The sequence below is a fragment of the Pedobacter sp. ASV1-7 genome (assembly GCF_040203335.1).
Taxonomy (GTDB): domain Bacteria; phylum Bacteroidota; class Bacteroidia; order Sphingobacteriales; family Sphingobacteriaceae; genus Pedobacter.
The window spans coordinates 51,701-71,087 of record NZ_JBEHBV010000010.1 but is presented as its reverse complement, the minus strand read 5'-3'; the positions used below and the strand labels follow the sequence as shown (position 1 = coordinate 71,087).

General features: G+C 38.0%; 13 protein-coding genes. 12 read left to right on the top strand and 1 reads right to left on the bottom strand.

Annotated elements, in window-relative coordinates:
- Window positions 1–19 precede the first annotated feature (19 nt).
- From ABDJ41_RS20100 to ABDJ41_RS20070, 7 genes are all read left to right on the top strand, one after another.
- Window positions 20–3,283, top strand: coding sequence for a TonB-dependent receptor (locus tag ABDJ41_RS20100; RefSeq protein ID WP_349787910.1), 3,264 nt, complete (start codon window positions 20–22; stop codon window positions 3,281–3,283).
- 12 nt (window positions 3,284–3,295) lie between these two features.
- Window positions 3,296–4,879, top strand: coding sequence for a RagB/SusD family nutrient uptake outer membrane protein (locus ABDJ41_RS20095; RefSeq protein ID WP_349787909.1), 1,584 nt, complete (start codon window positions 3,296–3,298; stop codon window positions 4,877–4,879).
- Between the two features lie 14 nt (window positions 4,880–4,893).
- The gene (locus tag ABDJ41_RS20090) at window positions 4,894–6,528 is read left to right on the top strand and encodes an FAD-dependent oxidoreductase (RefSeq protein WP_349787908.1); all 1,635 of its coding nucleotides are present in this window, start codon (window positions 4,894–4,896) and stop codon (window positions 6,526–6,528) included.
- Between the two features lie 11 nt (window positions 6,529–6,539).
- Window positions 6,540–7,889, top strand: a complete 1,350-nt coding sequence (locus ABDJ41_RS20085; protein WP_349787907.1) for a glycoside hydrolase family 2 TIM barrel-domain containing protein — start codon at window positions 6,540–6,542, stop codon at window positions 7,887–7,889.
- 8 nt (window positions 7,890–7,897) lie between these two features.
- The gene (locus ABDJ41_RS20080; protein ID WP_349787906.1) at window positions 7,898–9,112 is read left to right on the top strand and encodes a hypothetical protein; all 1,215 of its coding nucleotides are present in this window, start codon (window positions 7,898–7,900) and stop codon (window positions 9,110–9,112) included.
- A gap of 1 nt (window position 9,113) precedes the next feature.
- Entirely contained in the window at window positions 9,114–11,111 is a 1,998-nt protein-coding gene (locus tag ABDJ41_RS20075; RefSeq protein ID WP_349787905.1) for an FAD-dependent oxidoreductase, read from the top strand.
- A 217-nt stretch (window positions 11,112–11,328) separates the two neighbouring features.
- Window positions 11,329–13,170 (top strand): carbon starvation CstA family protein, encoded by a 1,842-nt coding sequence (locus tag ABDJ41_RS20070; RefSeq protein WP_349787904.1) that lies wholly within the window; start codon window positions 11,329–11,331, stop codon window positions 13,168–13,170.
- A gap of 259 nt (window positions 13,171–13,429) precedes the next feature.
- On the opposite strand, the gene scpC is transcribed toward ABDJ41_RS20070, so the two are convergent.
- Window positions 13,430–14,920: a succinyl-CoA:acetate CoA-transferase ScpC gene (scpC, locus tag ABDJ41_RS20065; protein ID WP_349787903.1), complete on the bottom strand. Its 1,491-nt coding sequence runs from the start codon at window positions 14,918–14,920 to the stop codon at window positions 13,430–13,432.
- Between the two features lie 153 nt (window positions 14,921–15,073).
- On the opposite strand from scpC, the gene ABDJ41_RS20060 reads away from it, so the two are divergent.
- From ABDJ41_RS20060 to ABDJ41_RS20040, 5 genes are all read left to right on the top strand, one after another.
- Window positions 15,074–16,153: a universal stress protein gene (locus ABDJ41_RS20060; protein ID WP_349787902.1), complete on the top strand. Its 1,080-nt coding sequence runs from the start codon at window positions 15,074–15,076 to the stop codon at window positions 16,151–16,153.
- A 24-nt stretch (window positions 16,154–16,177) separates the two neighbouring features.
- Complete coding sequence (locus ABDJ41_RS20055) at window positions 16,178–16,585, top strand: DoxX family protein (protein WP_349787901.1); 408 nt, start codon at window positions 16,178–16,180, stop codon at window positions 16,583–16,585.
- Window positions 16,586–16,607: 22 nt separating this feature from the next.
- The gene (tal, locus tag ABDJ41_RS20050) at window positions 16,608–17,708 is read left to right on the top strand and encodes a transaldolase (protein ID WP_349787900.1); all 1,101 of its coding nucleotides are present in this window, start codon (window positions 16,608–16,610) and stop codon (window positions 17,706–17,708) included.
- A 29-nt stretch (window positions 17,709–17,737) separates the two neighbouring features.
- Window positions 17,738–18,850 (top strand): cyclopropane fatty acyl phospholipid synthase, encoded by a 1,113-nt coding sequence (gene cfa, locus ABDJ41_RS20045; protein WP_349787899.1) that lies wholly within the window; start codon window positions 17,738–17,740, stop codon window positions 18,848–18,850.
- Window positions 18,851–18,948: 98 nt separating this feature from the next.
- Complete coding sequence (locus ABDJ41_RS20040; protein ID WP_349787898.1) at window positions 18,949–19,326, top strand: hypothetical protein; 378 nt, start codon at window positions 18,949–18,951, stop codon at window positions 19,324–19,326.
- The last annotated feature ends 61 nt before the right edge of the window (window positions 19,327–19,387 follow it).

The following is a 19,387-nucleotide window of genomic DNA, read 5'->3' as shown; positions in this document are numbered from 1 at the left end:
AACTAAATAAACCCTTGTGATGCAAAAACTATTATTGAGGCGCGATAACGCGGTGCTGACCTTACTGCGTTATCTATCCATGCCACTGTGCTTGTTGGTCCTTGTCGGTTTTTTAAATGCCAGTCAGGCATTAGCCAATCAGCAGACAATTTCCATTTCGTTCAGCAACACCACCATTAAAGAAGTGTTTAAAGAATTGAACCAGAAAACTGGCTTGAAATTCATTTATTCTACGCTTGATTTAAATGAAAACAAGAAAGTAAGTGGAACTTTCAAAAGTGTTACTGTAGATAAAGTAGTAGGTCATGTTCTGGCCAATTCATCAGTAACTTATGTCATTAAAGACAACACCGTTATTATCAAGAAACTAAAGGAAAAATCTACTCAGGATAGGGTAATAAATGGAAGGGTAGTAGATCAGCAGACTAAACCTTTGCCCAATGTAACTATCAGGACAAATGTATCCAATGCGGTGACTTTGACAAATAATGATGGTAGGTTTTCTATCAAAGTGACTGATAGTGATACAGAGCTGAACCTAAGTATGTTGGGTTTTACTATCCAGGTGCTGAAATTGGATGAAAGACTTGAGTATGAAGTGAAATTGGTTGAGGCCGATCAGTACTTGAACGAGATTGTTGTAGTAGGCTATGGGGTACAAAAGCGTAAAGATTTAACGGGTTCCGTATCGTCTGTAACTTCTGCCCAAATCAATAAAATGCCAACAACCAGCATTGCAGAAATGTTAAGGGGAGCAGCTACCGGTGTACAGGTTACAGCTGGTAATGCATCCCCTGGTGGAAGTTCTAGCATTCTTATCAGAGGTAGAAGATCTCTTTCTGCAGGTAATGATCCTTTATATATTGTTGATGGTATACCTACAGTAAGTATTGATGATATCAATGCCAATGAAATTGCCTCAATTGAAATTTTAAAAGATGCTTCTTCCCAGTCAATTTATGGTGCCAGGGCAGCAAATGGAGTGATTTTGGTAACAACCAAGAGAGGTATATCTTCAAAAACTAAAGTCAATGTAAATTCTTATGCAGGGGCACAAAACCTTTATCGAAACTTCGAGTTTTATGACGGTGAACAATGGGCAGCTTATAGAAAAGAAGCCTTTTATAATGCCTATGGTTATTATGATGAAGAAGAGGCTTTTAGAGGCTTAATGCGTGATGTATACAGCTCTAAAGAATATGTGAATTGGGAAGATGTAATGCTTGGTACTGCTTATCAGAACAAAAATGATGTACTGATCCAATCAGGAAGTGAAAAGACAAAATATGCATTGTCGCTGGGACATTTTTATCAGGATGGTCTGGTGCCCTCCTCAGACTTTAAACGCTTCACGGGTAGATTGAATGTCGATCAAACACTATCCAAAGCAATTTCGGTCGGAACTAATATTTCCTACACCAAATCATATAGAAACATTGCTGATGGAAGCTTTAGCTCATTTATCACAATGCCTCCATTGTCAAAGGTTTATAATGATGATGGTTCTCTGAGAGAGGATGTAACTGAAGCAGGAGAGTCACATTATAATCCGCTTTGGAATATCGACAATTCCGTAAATAACAGCATCACCGACAGGGTAAATATTAATCTTTTTGGCGATTGGAAGATCAACAAAGATTTTTCTTTCAGACTAAATACTAGTTTAAACAACAGAAAGGTACAGGATAACACTTATTTAGGACTAAAACATACCACTGGACGAAATAATGGAGGTGAAGCAACCGTTTCGGAAAGCACTTATAATGATTATGTGGTAGAAGGAATTCTAAATTACAATAAGGATATCAATAAGCATCATTTTGATGCCACAGCCATGGCCAGTATCAACGGAATCCAATGGAAAAGAGTTGGCAATACTGGCTTTGGTTTTGCTAACGACGACCTATCGTATAATGCCATTAGTTCTGCCAAAACTTATGCGGTAATGGCCTATGAAATGTCTGACAGGAAGTTACTGTCTTATATGGGAAGGGCAAGGTATAATTTTGATAGTAAGTATCTGGTGACTTTGTCTTTAAGGGTGGATGGTTCTTCTGTTTTCGGAGCTAACAATAAGTATGGCTATTTTCCTGCGGCAGCAGTTGCATGGAGACTTAAAGAGGAGTCTTTTTTAAAGGATGTTAAATTTCTATCAGATTTAAAACTGAGATTGAGCTATGGGCAGGTGGGTAATCAGGGGATTAGTCCATACACCACGCTGGGATTGGCTGATCGTTATCTGATTGAATTCGGAAATGACACACAGGTGGGGTATCTGCCAGATTCACAATTGAGAAACCCAAAACTAAAATGGGAAACTTCTACATCAAGCAATTTGGGTATTGATTATGGTTTTTTTAATGGCAGACTTAATGGTTCCATTGAATTGTATGATACACAGACCACTGATTTACTGGTAGAACGTTCTTTGGCTACAACCACTGGATATCAAACCCAATTGGTTAATCTGGGGCATGTACAGAACAGAGGTGTAGAGATTGGTGTAAATGGAGCTATCATAGAAAACAAAGACTTTAAATGGAATATGAGTGTGAATTTCACGCTTAACAGGAATAAGATTAAGAAAATTGATGGTTCTTTAGATGCGAATGGCCTTCCTAAAAACGATTTAAATAACAAATGGTTCATCGGTGAATCTATGAACGTGTATTATGATTATCGTTTTGACGGAATCTGGCAGTTGTCTGATAATATTGCCGGATCGGCAATGCCAAGTGCTAAACCGGGTGGGGTAAAGGTTGGTGATATAAATGGTGACAATGTAATTTCAGTTGATGACAGGGTGATTATCCAGAGAGATCCGAAATGGCTGACTTCATTCATCACCAGTTTTGATTATAAAAACCTAAGTCTATCATTGGATTTCTATTACCTGACTGGTGGCTATCGTTATAATTCTTACCTGGCTACTTTCGATACCGGTGGAGATTTGACCGGAAAAAGAAATGGTATCCGTAGGGATTATTGGACCATACATAATCAATCAAATACGGCACCAGCTCCAAATATGGTACAAGCACCCGCATTCTTGGCTTCTGGTGCTTACGAGAAAGCAGATTATCTAAAATTGAGGAATATCTCCCTGGCTTATAACATGCCCGAAAAATTGATACAGAAAGTTAAGCTCGACAATTTGAAATTGTTCTGTACCATAAGCAATGTATGGACCATGACTGATGTTCAGGCTTATGGACCTGAACAAAATCCAGGGCAGTATCCAGAGCCAAGGACCTTATTATTCGGAATTAATTTTTCATTCTAAACGAAGGGAATTATGAAAAGAAGTATATTTTATGTTTTATTGTTGTCAGCAACAATGATATCCTGTTCTAAAGTATTAGAAGAGGAAAATCTTACAAAGTACTCAGCTGATTATATCTATAGCACAGAGGGTGGATTAAAATTAGCTACAAGTGCTGTGTACTCTTTGTTACGGAGTTATGCGAACGATACAGAGAATGCAACAATTTTTGCATTGGAAAGAGGTACAGATCTTTCGGTAACTAACGGTGGAACAGGAAACTACTTTGGTATTTATGATGCCAATAACCTCAGGCCATCATCTTCACAGGTAGCGCATATGTGGCGTACCATGTATCAGATTATTGGAAAGGCAAATGAAATTATCAGTGCAGGCGAAAAGCTTCCTGAAACAAATGGTCTAAAAGCTACAATTGCAGAAGCGAAATGTTTTAGAGCACAGGCATACTTCTTATTATACAGAACTTACGACAGAATCTGGCTTAATACAGTACCTACGACATGGGAAAATGTAGATGCACCTAAAAACTATAAAGCAGCCAGTAACGCAGAGATTTTTGATCTTCTTTATAGTGATTTAAACTATGCCATTGAGAACTTACCCTGGAAATCCACAGAACCAGGAAGGTTTAATCAGGCCGCAGCAAGACATATGAAAGCTAAAGCTGCATTATGGGCTAAAGACTGGGATACGGTACTCGATCAGGTTGATAAAATCAATACATCCGGACAATACAGATTGGTGTCGTTGGATAGTGTTTTTAACGCAGCAGATTTGAACCATAGCGAAGCATTAATGGTGCAGCAATGGAGCAAGAACCCAGGTGGAAATTTATCTAATACTACACCTCTGGGGAATTATTTCTCCGCTTATTTTATCGCCTCATATAGAACTGAAATTGGAGGAACAGCAGAATATGCCTGTAGTTATGATAATTGGGGTTATACTTATGGCAGATGCTTACCTAGTCCTTATCTATTCTCTCTGTATAACCCGCTTAAGGATAAACGATATAATTCCTTCTATATCCATAAATATAAAAACACCACGCCTAAGGCTATCCCTTATGGAAGTGTGACGGTAAATCCTGGTGACTATTTTCCATTATACAAAAGTGGTAACAAAAACAGATTGGTTTATCCTGGATGTACAAAATATGGAGACATCTGGACACGTACACCATCGGAGACGCGTAGTTATAAAGACCTGATCATTTATCGTCTTGCCGAAACCTATATCATAGGGGCCGAAGCTGCGCTGATGAAAGGCAATCAAACCTTAGCGAAGGAATACTTTAATAAGGTTTGGAAAAGAGCAGGAAATGATGAGTTTACTGGTTCATTAACCATCAAAGATATTATTGATGAACAGGCCAGAGAGCTTGCTTTTGAAGGAGATAGATGGTATTTCTTAAAAAGATTGGGAATCCTCATCTCTCAGGTTAAAAATTATGCAGGCGATCCGGAGATATCAACTTCAGTAGCCGGACGTACTAACCTGCCTGCAAATCCACATTTTGTGAGGTGGCCAATTCCAGAAGCAGAAATTATCAATATGGGAGCCAATAACTTCCCTCAAAATCCAGGATACAACTAAATTAAAATCAAGATATGAAACAGATCATTTATATAATTCTATTACTTACTTCATTTAATACTTATGCTTTTAATAATCCGAATACCTACGATATATGTGTATATGGGGAGTCGGCTTCTGGTGTAATCACTGCTATACAGAGTGGTCGGTTAGGAAAAAAAGTGGTGCTGGTTTCTAAGAACAACCATGTAGGTGGTTTGGTAACTTCGGGCTTAACGGCTACAGATATGAACAGAAATGAAGTAGTAGGTGGACTGACAAGAGAATTCTATCAACGCTTGTATAATTACTACTTAAAGCCAGAAGCCTGGGTAAATCAGAATCGTGATGAATTCTTCATCAAATCGCTCAAAAGAACCTATAAAGGTAAAAATGAAGAACGTAAAATGCAGTGGGTATATGAGTCGAAAATTGCAGAAAGGATTATGCTAGAAATGTTGAAAGAATCAAATGTTGAAGTATGGCATAATGAACGTTTAAAATTAAAAGGTGGCGTAAAAAAGAAAGGGAAGCAAATTGTATGCATTCAAATGGAAAGTGGTAAGTCAATCGAGGCTAAGGTATTTGTAGATGCCACATACGAAGGTGACCTTATGGCTAATGCTCGTGTGTCTTATACCGTAGGCAGAGAATCAAATGATACTTATGGAGAGACCTTAAATGGCTATAGGATCAATTATGAAAAAGGAGCAGATTTAACCAAAATAGACCCATATGTAATCGAGGGTGATAAAAACTCTGGTTTGTTGCCTTATATCGATAAAAGAATACCAAGTAAACAAGGTGCAAAGGATAAGAAGGTACAAGCTTATTGCTACAGACTTACTTTAACTGATGATCCGGCGAACAGAATAAAAATTCAGAAACCTGCAAACTATAATCCATTATGGTATGAGGTATTGGCCAGACAGTTGAAACTAAATCCAGGTTTAGAGCTGCAAAAAATCATTACGTTAACGCCAATGCCAAACCGTAAGACTGATACCAACCATTTAGATTTCTTTGGTGCTAGTTATGATTACGCAGAGGGAAGCTATGAGAAGAGAAAAGAACTTGAACAATTGCACAAAGATTATGCTTTAGGGATGTTATGGTTTCTGGAGAATGATCCAAGAGTTCCGGAGCATGTTAGAAATGAAATGAGCAACTGGGGTTTGCCTAAAGATGAGTTTGCTGATACTGGGAATTTTCCTTACCAGATTTATGTTAGAGAGGCCAGAAGAATGCAGGGGACATATGTTATGGTCGAAAAAAATATCAGTAAAGAGAACAGACAGAATGCTGAAAATGCTATCGGCTTAGGTTCTTATGCTTTAGACTGCCATTATGTATCAAAAGTGTTGGATGGTGAAGGGAAATTACGTTTTGAAGGGACAATTTTTAAAGCTGTTGTGCCATATCCAATTAGCTATTATGCCATTACACCAAAGAAAAATGAATGTACCAATCTTTTAGTGCCGCTATGTTTGTCTTCATCTCACGTAGCCTATAGCTCGATAAGAATGGAACCTGTTTATATGGTTCTTGGACAATCGGCAGCTGTTGCAGCTGTGATGGCAATAGATGGTAATGTTGCTGTTCAGGATGTTTCATATACTGATCTGGCAACTAAACTAGAAGGATTAAATCAGATCATCAAAACCAATTAACCTATTTCGATATGAAAAGTCAATTGATCATCTTTTATTTACTCCTGGTGTTAACAGCTGGGGCCTGCAAGGATAAATACGATTATCCAATACCTAAAAATTCATTCGAAGAAACATTTATGGATCCTCCGGCTAAGGTTAGCTTATCTAAAGTGGCTGGACAATGGCAAATGCAGGTAAATGGAGCTGAATTTTACATCAAAGGTGTATCCACGAATAAGTTCTCAGAAAGGGCAATCAACTACGGAGCCAATACGATTAGAACCTACGGAGTTAATGATACTACAAGAACAGTTCTTGATAGAGCTTATGCTGCAGGTTTGTATGTGAATTTTGGACTCTATATTGGCAGGGAAACTGATGGCTTCGATTATAATAATGCAACGGCAGTCAGTCAGCAGTTGGAAAAAATGAAACAGGATATCATCAGGTTCAAAGACCATCCTGCAATTTTATGCTGGTCTATCGGAAATGAAGCAGAAGCTAGCTATACTAATGTAAAGCTATGGTCTGCGATCAATGAAATTGCCACATTTATTCATCAGATAGATCCGAATCATCCTACTACAACTGCATTAGCTAGTTCTAATGTTGATCATATCAAGAATATCATCAACCTTGCACCAAATATCGATATCCTTTCTGTAAACACTTATGCACCTAATTTACCAGGGGTGTTGGGTAACCTGACTACAGCCAATTGGCAAAAGCCATATATGATTACTGAATATGGACCCAGAGGTACCTGGCAAATGGCGCCAGAACCTACAAGAATACTTAGCTGGGGTGGTTTGGTTGAACAAACAAGTACTGAGAAAGCTGATGTCTATCAGCAAGCTTATAAGGATAATATTCTGGCCAATAAATCAAAAGGATGTATCGGATCTTTTGTATTCTTATGGGGTTATCAAACACATGGTGAAGTATTGACATGGTATGGTTTTTTTGATAAAAAGGGTTACACTTTTCCTGCTGTAGATGCAATGCAGTTTGCCTGGACAGGAGCTTATCCTTCTAATAGGGCACCTATAATTCAGGATAGGAACCAGGTTTTAATGGATGGTAAGAAAGCAGAGGACAATATTATGGTTACTAAAGCTTCTGCACATACAGCAACAGTTGTAGCGACAGATCCGGATAATGATCCGCTGACTTACTCCTGGAGAATCGTTAAAGAGAAAACAGCGGCAGCTGATGGAAGTCTTCCGGATGCTATTGCGGGTCTCATTCCCAATAATGCTTCGGCAAATATTTCTTTCACGGCGCCAAATGAAACCGGTGCATATCGGTTAATTGTTTTTGTAAATGATGATGCCCATAAGAAAGTAGCAAGTGCAGTAATTCCATTTTACGTTAATTAGTATTGATCATGAGGTACAAATTATTAAAAATCGTAATGTTCTTATTGATTACAGGCTTCGTCGCTTGTAAAAAAGACAATAAGGAACAACAACCGAATCAGTTTTCTGTAAAGGTTACACAGAATGTGGCGATCCCGTATATAGTCAACTCTTCTAACGAGATAAATTTCGATTTGAGCATCACATCTACAAGCTCCCTGAAGATTAAAGACGCTGAGCTGATGCTTGATGGAAGTAGTCTTAAATTAGCTACAGCAGGTGCTGCAAATCAGGTAGACTTAAAGCATGTATATAAAGTTTCTGGTCCCGAGGTTGGGAAAAGCCTGATTTTTAAACTGAAAGTTTCAAGTGAAGAGGGAGAGCTCGTAGAGAAAGATTTTGTAGTGTATGTCGAATCTGCTCCCGCTAACATCAGTGTCATTATTCCAGGTACAGCTCCTGTTGAAATTAAAGATACTGAAACCGCTGATTTCAGTATCAGCGTTAAATCAGAATACGATTTCCGTTATATCAAAACATTCCTTAACCAGGTAGAAGTACCAGCTTTAACCAAAACGAGCTTTACTAATCCAAAAGAGGATACTTATCGGTTTACTTATCATCCACTAGCTACTGATGTAGATAAAACACTGGAGTTCTACATAGAGGTAATGGATGTCATGGGGAACCTGGTCAGACAACCTTTTACTCTGGCTGTAAAACGTTCTCAGGTTGTAGACTTTAATGTATTCCCTAATCTTAATCTGGGTGCTCAACGTTGTACCACAGCAGGTCCATTCTTCAATGCAGCTACTGGTCAGGTCTATCCTACAGCTGGTTCAGCACAAATATCGGCAAGTATTGATCTGTCAGTTTTTTACAGCGGTTCAACCAATAGTTATAATATCACTTCGCCTACTTTAGCAAGTGTATCGGATAATATTTATACCGTTGCTGCTTATGGGGCAGACGCAATGGCAAATTGGTTAACAAGAAATAAAACTCTTATCAAGAAAATTGTATTTTCACAGAATGATTTTGATTTGATCAGTTCAACTGCTGATATCACAGCCCTTTATGAAAACTCTCTTGTTGTCGCTTCGGAAACGTCAGGGGGAATGGCTAACGGGAATGTGATTGTGTTTAAAACAGCTGGCAACAAATATGGTGTGCTAATAGTTAAATCAAGATCTGCAAATGCTAATACAGGATTTATAACCGTAGACATTAAAGTTGGAAAGTAAAATGAAAAAAGCCTGGTATCCATTCCTTTTAATATGCTTGAGCTCTTTGCTGAGTGTAGCAAATACAATAAAAGAAATCTCTGTAGATATTTGTATCTACGGAGGTAGCTCGGCAGGAGTGATTTCTGCGTATACCGCTGCCAAAGCTGGTAAAAAAGTAATATTAATAGAACCCGGAAATAGGTTAGGTGGACTTAGTGCAGGAGGATTAGGGCAAACTGATATTGGAAACAAGTATGTGGTATCAGGCCTGGCTTTAGATTTTTATAGAAAACTTGGTGCTCATTATGGTAACCTTGAAAACTGGATTTTTGAGCCGAAAGTAGCCTTAGGCATTTTTAATGATTACATAAAGCAAGGTGGTATAAAAGTACTTTATCAGAATCAGTTGATAATTGTAACAAAAACTGGCCGTAGTATTAAAGAAATTGTAGTAGCAGATTTGGATCATAAAAGTGCTGCGCATGTTAGGGTTAAAGCAAAAATGTTCTTAGACTGTACTTACGAAGGTGATCTGATGGCTAAGGCGGGAGCAAGTTATTTTGTAGGTAGGGAAGATAATAAAGTTTATAATGAAACCCTGAGTGGTGTACAATTTCTGAAAGGCCATCAATTGCCTGATGGCGTAGATCCTTATGTAGAAAAGGGTAATCCTGCAAGTGGTTTATTATGGGGGATTAACAAGGAAAGCTTGTTACCTGATGGAACCGGAGATAAAAAGGTACAAGCCTATAACTTCCGTATTGCTTTAACAAATGACCCTAAGAATAGAATCCCAATCACTAAACCTGATAATTACAATCCAAAAAGATATGAACTCTTAATCAGACAAAAAGAAATACAACCATGGAAGGGTTTGAACGACGTATTTATCTGGAGCAGGATGCCAAATTCTAAAACAGATATCAACAACAGAAATGGAATGTCGACAGACATGATCGGAGCTAATTGGGAATATCCGGAAGCTGGCTATTTGAAAAGAAAAGAGATCATAAAAGCACATGAAGATTATACTAAAGGATTGTTATATTTTGTTGGGAACGATCCGGCAATTCCTGAATTCATCAGAAAAGAGATGCAACTTTGGGGTTATCCGAAAGACGAGTATCTGGACAATAACCACTGGTCGCCACAACTGTATATCCGTGAAGCCAGAAGACTGGTAGGAGAAGTCGTTATGAATCAGAACCATTGTCAGGGAAGAGAAGTAGTCACAGATGATATTGGCTATGCTGCATACACTATGGACTCGCACAATTGCGACCGATTAGTGGTCAATGGGATGGTTAAAAATGAAGGAAATGTCGAAGTAGGTGGGTTCCCACCATTCCCAATTTCTTATCGCGCCATTATTCCTAAAAGAAATGAGGTCGACAACCTTTTGGTTCCAGTCTGTTTATCTGCATCGCATATAGCCTTTGGTTCAATAAGGATGGAACCTGTATTCATGGTATTGGGACAATCAGCTGCGGTTGCAGCTTGCATCGCTATTGATAAGAAAATTAAAGTACAGGATGTAAACGCAAGTGCCATTAAAGTAATACTGAAAGCTAATCCTAAAGCCGATTTTCGCAAACCCGACCTGGTTAGCCAGGTGGCTGATAGCACTGCTGTACAAATGGAAGGAAACTGGAAAAAAATCATGGCAAAGGGTTATGGGAAATATCATCTTGAAAATAATTCAAAGAAAGCAGATGAATATGTGAAGTTTAACTTCAATCCGAAAGCCTCATCAGGTAGTTATAAAGCTTATTATTATTTCCCTAAAAGTAAATCAAACAACAAAACTGTCCAGTTGGCCATTTATAATGGAAAAGAAATGAAAATGATCTCGCTAAGATTAGATGAGGTTAAGATACAAGGGCAAACAAGCAGTACCTGGGTAGAGATAGGAGAGTTTGAATTTAGCTTTGCAAATAATCCTTACATTAAAGTGTTAACAACTGATGCTACCGGTATTGTAGCCGCTAATGCCATACTATTAGTTCCAAACAATTAAGAATGAATTGAGTAAATAAAGATTCCTATTTTTTGTTGAATAGGTACTTTTTTAATTTCTTTACAATGTTTTGAAAGATTTTATTTTTGATCAAAAAGTTGGCGGATTTTTATTAAAAAAAAATGTACTTTCACAAAATGATTTTGATATGATCATTCCTGAAACATCAGGAATGCTTCATAGAATAGAAATATATTTAAAAAACAGATAATTAAATATGGAGTTTTTAAACGGCGTTAACGCCCTTACTTTAGTGTTTGTCTCACTATTGGTTTTTGCTATTGCCTATCGGTATTATGGATTGTATTTAGCCCACAAGGTATTGCGGTTAAATGCAGCAAATGTCACACCTGCCATAGAATTTGCTGATGGTAAAGATTATGTAGCAACTAATAAAAATGTACTTTTCGGACACCATTTCGCCGCTATTGCTGCAGCCGGACCATTAGTTGGTCCTGTATTGGCAGCACAATTTGGTTATTTGCCTGGTACATTATGGATTTTAATCGGATGTGTTCTGGCAGGCGGTGTTCACGATATGGTCGTTTTATTTGCTTCAGTACGACATAAGGGAGAAAGCTTAGCGACTATTGCTGGTAAAGAAATTGGTAAGGTAACTGGTATTATAGCCGGATTTGCGATTTTATTTATCCTGATTTTAACCTTAGCAGGTTTATCACTGGCCTGTATCAGTGCCATGCATGAAGCATCCTGGTCTTTGTTTACTGTAATTGCAACGATGCCTATCGCGGTTATTATGGGATTGATCATGAGGTATAGAAAAGACAGTGTTACTATAGCAAGTATTATAGGTGGGGTATTATTGATTGCAGCGATTATCGGAGGACATGAGCTGATGAAAATCAAAATGCTAAGTGATATATTCCATTGGGATATTAAAACCATCTCTATATCTATTACTGTTTATGGATTTTTAGCTTCAGTACTACCTGTATGGTTGTTATTAGTACCACGTGATTACTTGTCGACATACTTAAAAATCGGTACGATTTTAATGTTGGCTGTGGGTGTTATTTTTGTACATCCAACCTTGCAAATGCCAGCATTCACTGAATTTGTGAGTGGCGGTGGACCAATAATCGGTGGTCCGGTATTACCTTTTATCTTTATTGTTATTGCTTGTGGTGCCATCTCTGGTTTTCACGCAGTTATTGCTACAGGAACTACTCCTAAGATGTTAAATAATGAAAAGGAAATCCTTTTTGTTGGTTATGGAGCAATGTTAGTTGAAGGATTTGTTGCCCTGATGGCGCTTATTGCAGCTTGTACATTGGTACCTGGCGATTATTTTGCAATCAACACTCCAAAGGAAATGTACGACTCTTTCATTGCCCAACATCCGGAATTGCATACGGTAGACCTCGATCATTTTAGTGAAATGATTGGTGTAGATCTACATGGCAGGACAGGTGGAGCGGTATCTTTAGCTGTAGGTATGGCTCATATCTTTAACAAGATCCCTTTCATGGATGATGTAATGGCTTACTGGTACAATTTTGCCATCATGTTCGAAGCGGTATTCATTTTAACTGCTATCGATGCTGGAACCAGAGTTGGAAGATTCTTTTTACAAGAAATGCTGGGTAATGTTATCCCTAAATTCAATGATAAGAACTGGATACCAGGAATTATTATCAGTAGTTTCTTGTTCACTTTTGCATGGGGCTATCTGGTGTATACTGGTAATGTGAGTAGCATCTGGCCGCTTTTTGGAATCAGTAACCAGTTATTGGCGGCATGTGGACTGATTGTTTGTACAACGATGCTGATACGGATGAACAGACGAAAATATGCACTGTGTGCAGCCATTCCTGGTGTGTTTATGGCTATAATTACCTTTTGGGCCGGTTATGAGCAGATTGTAAATGTCTATATGCCTAAGGAACAATTTTTATTGGCATTCCTTGCATTGGTAGCTATGATATTAATGCTAATTGTATTTGTCAACACGTTCAAGAGATGGCATAAACTTTTAACGATGGACGGTGAACATATAGATCATTATGGAGATTCTGTAAAAGAGCTCGTTGAGCGCTAGTATTCTTATATACATAAAAACACTTTAAATAAAATGCCCTTTTGGATTTCCAAAAGGGCATTTTATTTAAAGTGCCTGCAGCTTCGTAAATAAACCTGTTTTATAACTAAGGCCTTCTTTATATCCATTAAAGCTTCTGCTGAAGTGCCAAATGTTGCAATTACACCTTTAATGTTATTTTGTGTGTTGCTATTGTAAACCTCGTCTATTGAGGTTAACAATACTATTAATATGGCTCAGTAGGGCTTGAAACATATCTTTAGGCTTTCATTGTTCCAGTTTCCCTTAATCTGGTATGCCAGCTAAAAGCTTCTTCAAGTATATGTGGCGTTTGTCCACCTCTTTCAAGTGCCCGATCAAAATAATCCTGTAGTTGCATCCGGTAATCCGGATGCACACAGTGATCAATGATCATTTGAGCTCTTTGACGTGGCGCTAATCCTCTGAGATCAGCCAGACCTTGTTCTGTTACAATTACATCTACATCATGCTCAGTATGGTCAACGTGTGATACCATTGGAACGATACTCGATATCTTTCCACCTTTTGCTAAAGATTGGGTAACAAATACACTCAGGTAAGCATTTCTGGCAAAATCACCAGAACCACCAATACCATTCATCATATTGATCCCACTCACATGTGTAGAATTTACATTGCCGTAAATATCACATTCCAATGCAGTATTCATTGTAATTACCCCCAGTCTGCGAATTACTTCAGCTGCATTGCTCACACTCTGCGGACGTAAAATAACTTTGTCTTTATATTTATCTAAGTTGTTGAAAATACGATCATAATAAGCTTCAGATACAGTAATAGATGAACCAGAAGCAAAATCCATTTTTCCTGAATCCAGCAAATCAAAAGTACTGTCCTGTAAAACTTCGGAGTACATGGTCAAGTGCTCAAAATCACCTGCCCTAAAACCATCCAGAACTGCATTGGCTACCTTACCGATTCCGGCTTGTAAAGGAAGAAGTGATCTCGTAAGATTTCCTTTTTTCACTTCCTGATCAAAAAAGTTAACCAGATGTCTGGCCATAGCTACAGTTGCTTCGTCTGGTGTTGAGATTTCTGCCGGGCTATCTTGTTTATTGGTAATTACAATACCTGCAATTTTATTCGGGTCTACATGAACATGTGTAGAACCTACGCGGGTATGTGCTGCAACAATTGGAATCTCTGAACGGTTCGGGTATTCACCAGTAGAAAAAATATCGTGTAGTCCAATAATTTCTTCAGGAATACATAGGTTTACCTCTATAATAATTTTATTAGCGAGTAATGCGAATGCACTTGAGTTGCCTACAGAAGTTGTGAGTGCTAATCTGCCATCTTCTTCAATCATAGCCACCTCTATAACTGCAATATCTATTTTAGGGAAATTGTTAGCACGTAAAAGATTTGCAGTTTCTCCCAGATGCTGGTCTATGAACATAATTTCACCATTGTTAATGGCTTTACGCAAAACCGGATCAACCTGAAAGGGTAACCTTAAAGATAAAGCGTTAGAAGAAGCCAGGGCTCCATCTGTTCCATAACCTAAAGAAGCCCCCGTCATTAAAGTAATTTTCAATGGATCTTTCTTTGCACGTTCTGCTAATGCAGGTAAAACAGCCTTGCTGTCTCCGGATTTTGTAAAACCACTGGAGGCTACAACCATCTTGTCTTTAAATAAAGAAGCAGCTTGCTCTGGCGTAATTATTTTGTCTATTAATTCCGCTCTCTTGATTCTGTTTTCGTACATAAGGAGTTTTTACAAAAGGATATTTTTAGATCAGCAAAGGTAGTCAAGCCAATTAAGTTACACAAATCTGGAACTAATACGATTCTGGTTTGTTATGGTTTATATGAATTAATGCTTGTGTATTAACGTACTTAAAAATGGAGGAACGTTATCATGGAAACATTTTCAGTAATGTTCAGGGCGGGTAATCTGAACCTGAATGCAATTGTTACCGAACATAGTCATCATCAGAAATTTAAAGTAGAACTGGTGACGAAAGAGTCGGACCCGATTTTATTAGACCGTTCACCTAAAGGTGACTGGAAAATTATGCAACCTGGTTCCCGAAACTTTTCGAATAAGGATTTTGAGGAGCTTGAATGGGCGATAGAGAAGAAGCTGATGGAAAGGTACAGTGTTAAAAATATGTTGGTGCTGACAGATTATTCTAATGAAGCATCAAATGCGGCAAAATATGCAACTGAACTTGCTCAGCAGTTGAATACCCAAAAAATATTCCTGTATCATTCTTATGAATCAATAGCACTTCCTGCTACTTCCTTTGCACCTATTTCAGGGTTCCCGATGGAATCGCATGATTCGAGCCTTAAAAATATTAATAAGTTGAAGAGTGAACTGGAAGAAACAGATGCGTTAAAGGCTGAAATAGAGGTTCGTACTGATGAAAGAGAACTGATTTATGGGGTTAATACACTTGTACAGCAGCTGTATATCGGCCTTGTTGTGGCGGGAATTACCGGGAAGAATACCCTTGAAAGGGTGTTGATTGGTAGCAATACACTTAGTCTTGTTAAAGAGTGTTTAGCTCCTTTACTAATTATCCCTTCAGTAGCAAGGTTCGAGCCTATAAAGACAATTGTTTTTGCTTGTGATCTGAAACGGGTATCTGAGGCTACACCGGTATTGGCGATAAAGACTTTCCTGCAATCCTTAGGTGCAAAATTACTAATCTTAAATGTTGATTCTGAAGGAAAGCATTTTACAACAGACACCCTTAAAGAGATGAGTCAGTTACATGAATTCTGGGATGAGCATGAGCCTGAATATCATTATATTGATCATAGTGATACCGCTGAAGGAATAATGGGATTTGCAAAAGAGAAAGGAGCACAACTGGTCATTACTGTTCCTAAACTGTATGGATTCCTTGAAAGTTTGTTTCATAGTAGCTTAACCCGTAAACTAACCTTTAATAGTTACTTACCTTTATTGCTTTTTAGGGAGGATGTATAGTGTTTATTATTTAAAGAGGTAATTATGAAAATTTTTGTATTGCTTGGGCGTATTTTGTTCTGCCTTATCTTTTTAACATCTTCAATTGGTCACTTTTCAGCTCAAAATATTCAATATTCTGCTTCTATGGGCGTGCCTTTAGCAGGTTTTTTTGTTCCGGCCTCTGGTGTAATAGCAGCACTTGGAGCTTTAAGTATCATTTTAGGATATAAAGCCCGGCTGGGAGCTTTCTTAATAATAATTTTTTTGGTGCCCGTTACTTTCATTATGCATCCATTCTGGGTTGCTACAGATCCTGCAATACAGCAAATGCAGTTGGCAATGTTCATGAAAAATATTTCAATGCTTGGTGCCGCTGTGTTGATTGGTTACTTTGGTTCAGGACCATTGAGCTTAGATGAGAAGTATGTTGAAGATTCACCATTACTATAACATGGTTAGTAAATTTTAAATTATGGAAACAAATAAAATAAAGCAACTGCATGAATTTGGCCAAAGTGTATGGTTGGATTTTCTTGATCGTATGCTGATTTCTTCTGGTCAGTTGAAAAAGCTGATAGAGGAAGATGGCCTGAGGGGTATGACTTCCAATCCTGCAATTTTTGAGAAAGCAATCAGCAGTAGCCCCGCCTATGATGAACAGATCAAGGAGATTGCGAGTAGGCAGCAGGATAATGAGGCAATTTTTTATGAAATAGCCATTACAGATATACAAAATGCAGCAGATCAATTTGCGGCTGTATTTGCCAATGGTGATGATGGATATGTGAGTTTAGAAGTTTCACCAAGATTGGCACATGATGCTAACGGAACAATCAAACAAGCTGTAGCACTTTGGCATAAGGTTAATCGCGAAAATGTAATGATAAAAATACCAGCTACCATTGAAGGCCTGCAAGCTATTCGTAAAACAATCAGCGAAGGACTCAATATCAACGTTACTCTTTTATTTGGTTTGGAAAGATATGAGCAGGTGGCTGATGCTTATTTATCAGGTTTGGAAGATCGGGTTGCAGCAGGACAACCTATTGATCATATTGCTTCTGTGGCCAGTTTCTTTCTAAGTCGTATTGATGTAGTTGTTGACCCGCAAATTGAAGCAAAGGGATATCCAGAAATGAAAGGAGAGGTTGCAATAGCATGTGCAAAACAAGCTTATCAGATATATAAAAACATCTTTACAAGCGATCGTTTTATGAAATTACAAGCATTAGGAGCAACACCACAACGGGTTTTATGGGCAAGTACCGGAACCAAAGATCCTTCTTTCTCCGACACGAAATATGTAGATGCGTTGATTGGTCCTGAGACCATCAATACCATACCAATGGAAACCTTGATGGCTTTTAAAGATCATGGACATCCGGCAAGTAGATTAGAACACAATCTGGATAAGGCAATTTATACCCTGGAACAACTTAAAAAAATTGATATCGACCTGAATTCAATTAGCAATCAATTAGAAAAAGAAGGAATTGATAAATTCAATAAACCCTATGATCAGTTGCTACAAGCTATTCAGATGAAGAAGGTTTTTAAAATTGCAGCGATGTGATCCCGGCTAAATAACAATATCAAGTAATTATGAACTGTCGTCAAATTATTGAAAAAATGCTTGCTGTTGCAGACATTAAAATAAATGGTAACGCTCCATTTGACATTCAGATTAATGATAATAGATTTTATGATACCATCTTAAGTGAAGGTTCTATGGGACTGGGTGAGTCTTACATGCAAGGCTGGTGGGACTGTAACAGGCTGGATGATTTTTTATATCGCATTCTGCATTTCAATCTCGACAAAAAAGTCAGACGCAATCTGCATTTGCTGTACCTGATGTTATCCGCTAAATTAATGAATCGGCAATCCGGTAACAGAGTGCTTAAAGTGGCCGAAAAGCATTATAATTTAAGCAATGAGCTTTTTGAACTGATGTTAGATAAATATATGATGTATTCCTGTGCTTATTGGGAGGATGCAAAAGACCTTGATGAAGCACAAGAACATAAGCTAGATCTGATATGTCGTAAGCTATGGCTTTCACCTGGTCTTAAAGTGCTGGACATTGGATGTGGATGGGGTGGTTTTGAACAATATGCATCAGAAAAATATAATGTACATGTAACCGGGATTACCATTTCTGAAAAACAAGCTGAGATGGCAGCAAAGCGTTGCAATAATCTTCCTGTAGAAATCAGAATGCAAGACTACCGAGGAATTAATGAAAAGTTTGATCGCATCGTTTCCATAGGTATGTTTGAGCACGTTGGCCCTAAAAATTACCCGATTTTTATGAATACAGTTTATCGTAACCTTAAAGATGATGGACTGTTCCTTTTACATTCTATAGGAAGCACTGAACAAAAAGACATAACTGATCCCTGGATTGATCGGTATATTTTTCCAAATGGTGTAATTCCATCAGCTAAAAGGATTTGTCAGGCTTTTGAGCAGTATTTTGTACTGCAGGACTGGCATAACTTTGGTCATTATTATGATCTGACCTTAATGGAATGGCTCAGAAAGTTTAAAACAGCCTGGCCTGCTTTAAAAGAACAATATGATGATAGATTTTACCGGATGTGGGAATATTATTTGAATATCTGTGCAGCATCATTCAGAAGTGGTAAAAATCAGCTCTGGCAACTGGTCTTAACAAAACAAGGTTACAATGTGAATTATAAATCTGTTCGGTAGTTAATTTTACATTTTTATGCTTTAACTTTTCTGAACTATTTCGTTATTTACAGATTGTATAGCACAGGTCGATACAAATACCTCATAAAAATTACAAAATGAATAGAATGTTAATGATAGGTCTGATGGCCTTAGTTTTTTCGTCTTGCCAGTCTGGATCAGAAAAAAAACAAGATGTAATCATACCAACACCAACTGGTGTACCTTCTGCATCAACTCAGACTGTACCATCAGGACAAAGACCAACTAAGAATCCTGAACATGGCCAGCCATTTCACGATTGTGCAATTCCTGTTGGTGCAGATTTAGTAGCAGAAAACTTACCAGCACAACCTAAGGCAGTAGAAGCTCCTGTAAATATGCAACCAGAAGTTCAGCAGCAAGCTGTACCTAATGCTAAAGATGTAAAATTAAATCCAGCTCATGGGGCTCCGGGCCATAGATGCGATATAGCTGTAGGTGCGCCTTTAAGCTGATATAAGAACAGCGTTTAGAAATTATAAAGCCGTTTTTCGATAAGAGAAACGGCTTTTTTAA

Coding starts and splice junctions, on each gene's coding strand:
- ABDJ41_RS20100 (WP_349787910.1), top strand. CDS start 20: ATGCAAAAACTATTATTGAGGCGCGATAACGCGGTGCTGACCTTACTG.
- ABDJ41_RS20095 (WP_349787909.1), top strand. CDS start 3,296: ATGAAAAGAAGTATATTTTATGTTTTATTGTTGTCAGCAACAATGATA.
- ABDJ41_RS20090 (WP_349787908.1), top strand. CDS start 4,894: ATGAAACAGATCATTTATATAATTCTATTACTTACTTCATTTAATACT.
- ABDJ41_RS20085 (WP_349787907.1), top strand. CDS start 6,540: ATGAAAAGTCAATTGATCATCTTTTATTTACTCCTGGTGTTAACAGCT.
- ABDJ41_RS20080 (WP_349787906.1), top strand. CDS start 7,898: ATGAGGTACAAATTATTAAAAATCGTAATGTTCTTATTGATTACAGGC.
- ABDJ41_RS20075 (WP_349787905.1), top strand. CDS start 9,114: ATGAAAAAAGCCTGGTATCCATTCCTTTTAATATGCTTGAGCTCTTTG.
- ABDJ41_RS20070 (WP_349787904.1), top strand. CDS start 11,329: ATGGAGTTTTTAAACGGCGTTAACGCCCTTACTTTAGTGTTTGTCTCA.
- scpC (WP_349787903.1), bottom strand. CDS start 14,920: ATGTACGAAAACAGAATCAAGAGAGCGGAATTAATAGACAAAATAATT.
- ABDJ41_RS20060 (WP_349787902.1), top strand. CDS start 15,074: ATGGAAACATTTTCAGTAATGTTCAGGGCGGGTAATCTGAACCTGAAT.
- ABDJ41_RS20055 (WP_349787901.1), top strand. CDS start 16,178: ATGAAAATTTTTGTATTGCTTGGGCGTATTTTGTTCTGCCTTATCTTT.
- tal (WP_349787900.1), top strand. CDS start 16,608: ATGGAAACAAATAAAATAAAGCAACTGCATGAATTTGGCCAAAGTGTA.
- cfa (WP_349787899.1), top strand. CDS start 17,738: ATGAACTGTCGTCAAATTATTGAAAAAATGCTTGCTGTTGCAGACATT.
- ABDJ41_RS20040 (WP_349787898.1), top strand. CDS start 18,949: ATGAATAGAATGTTAATGATAGGTCTGATGGCCTTAGTTTTTTCGTCT.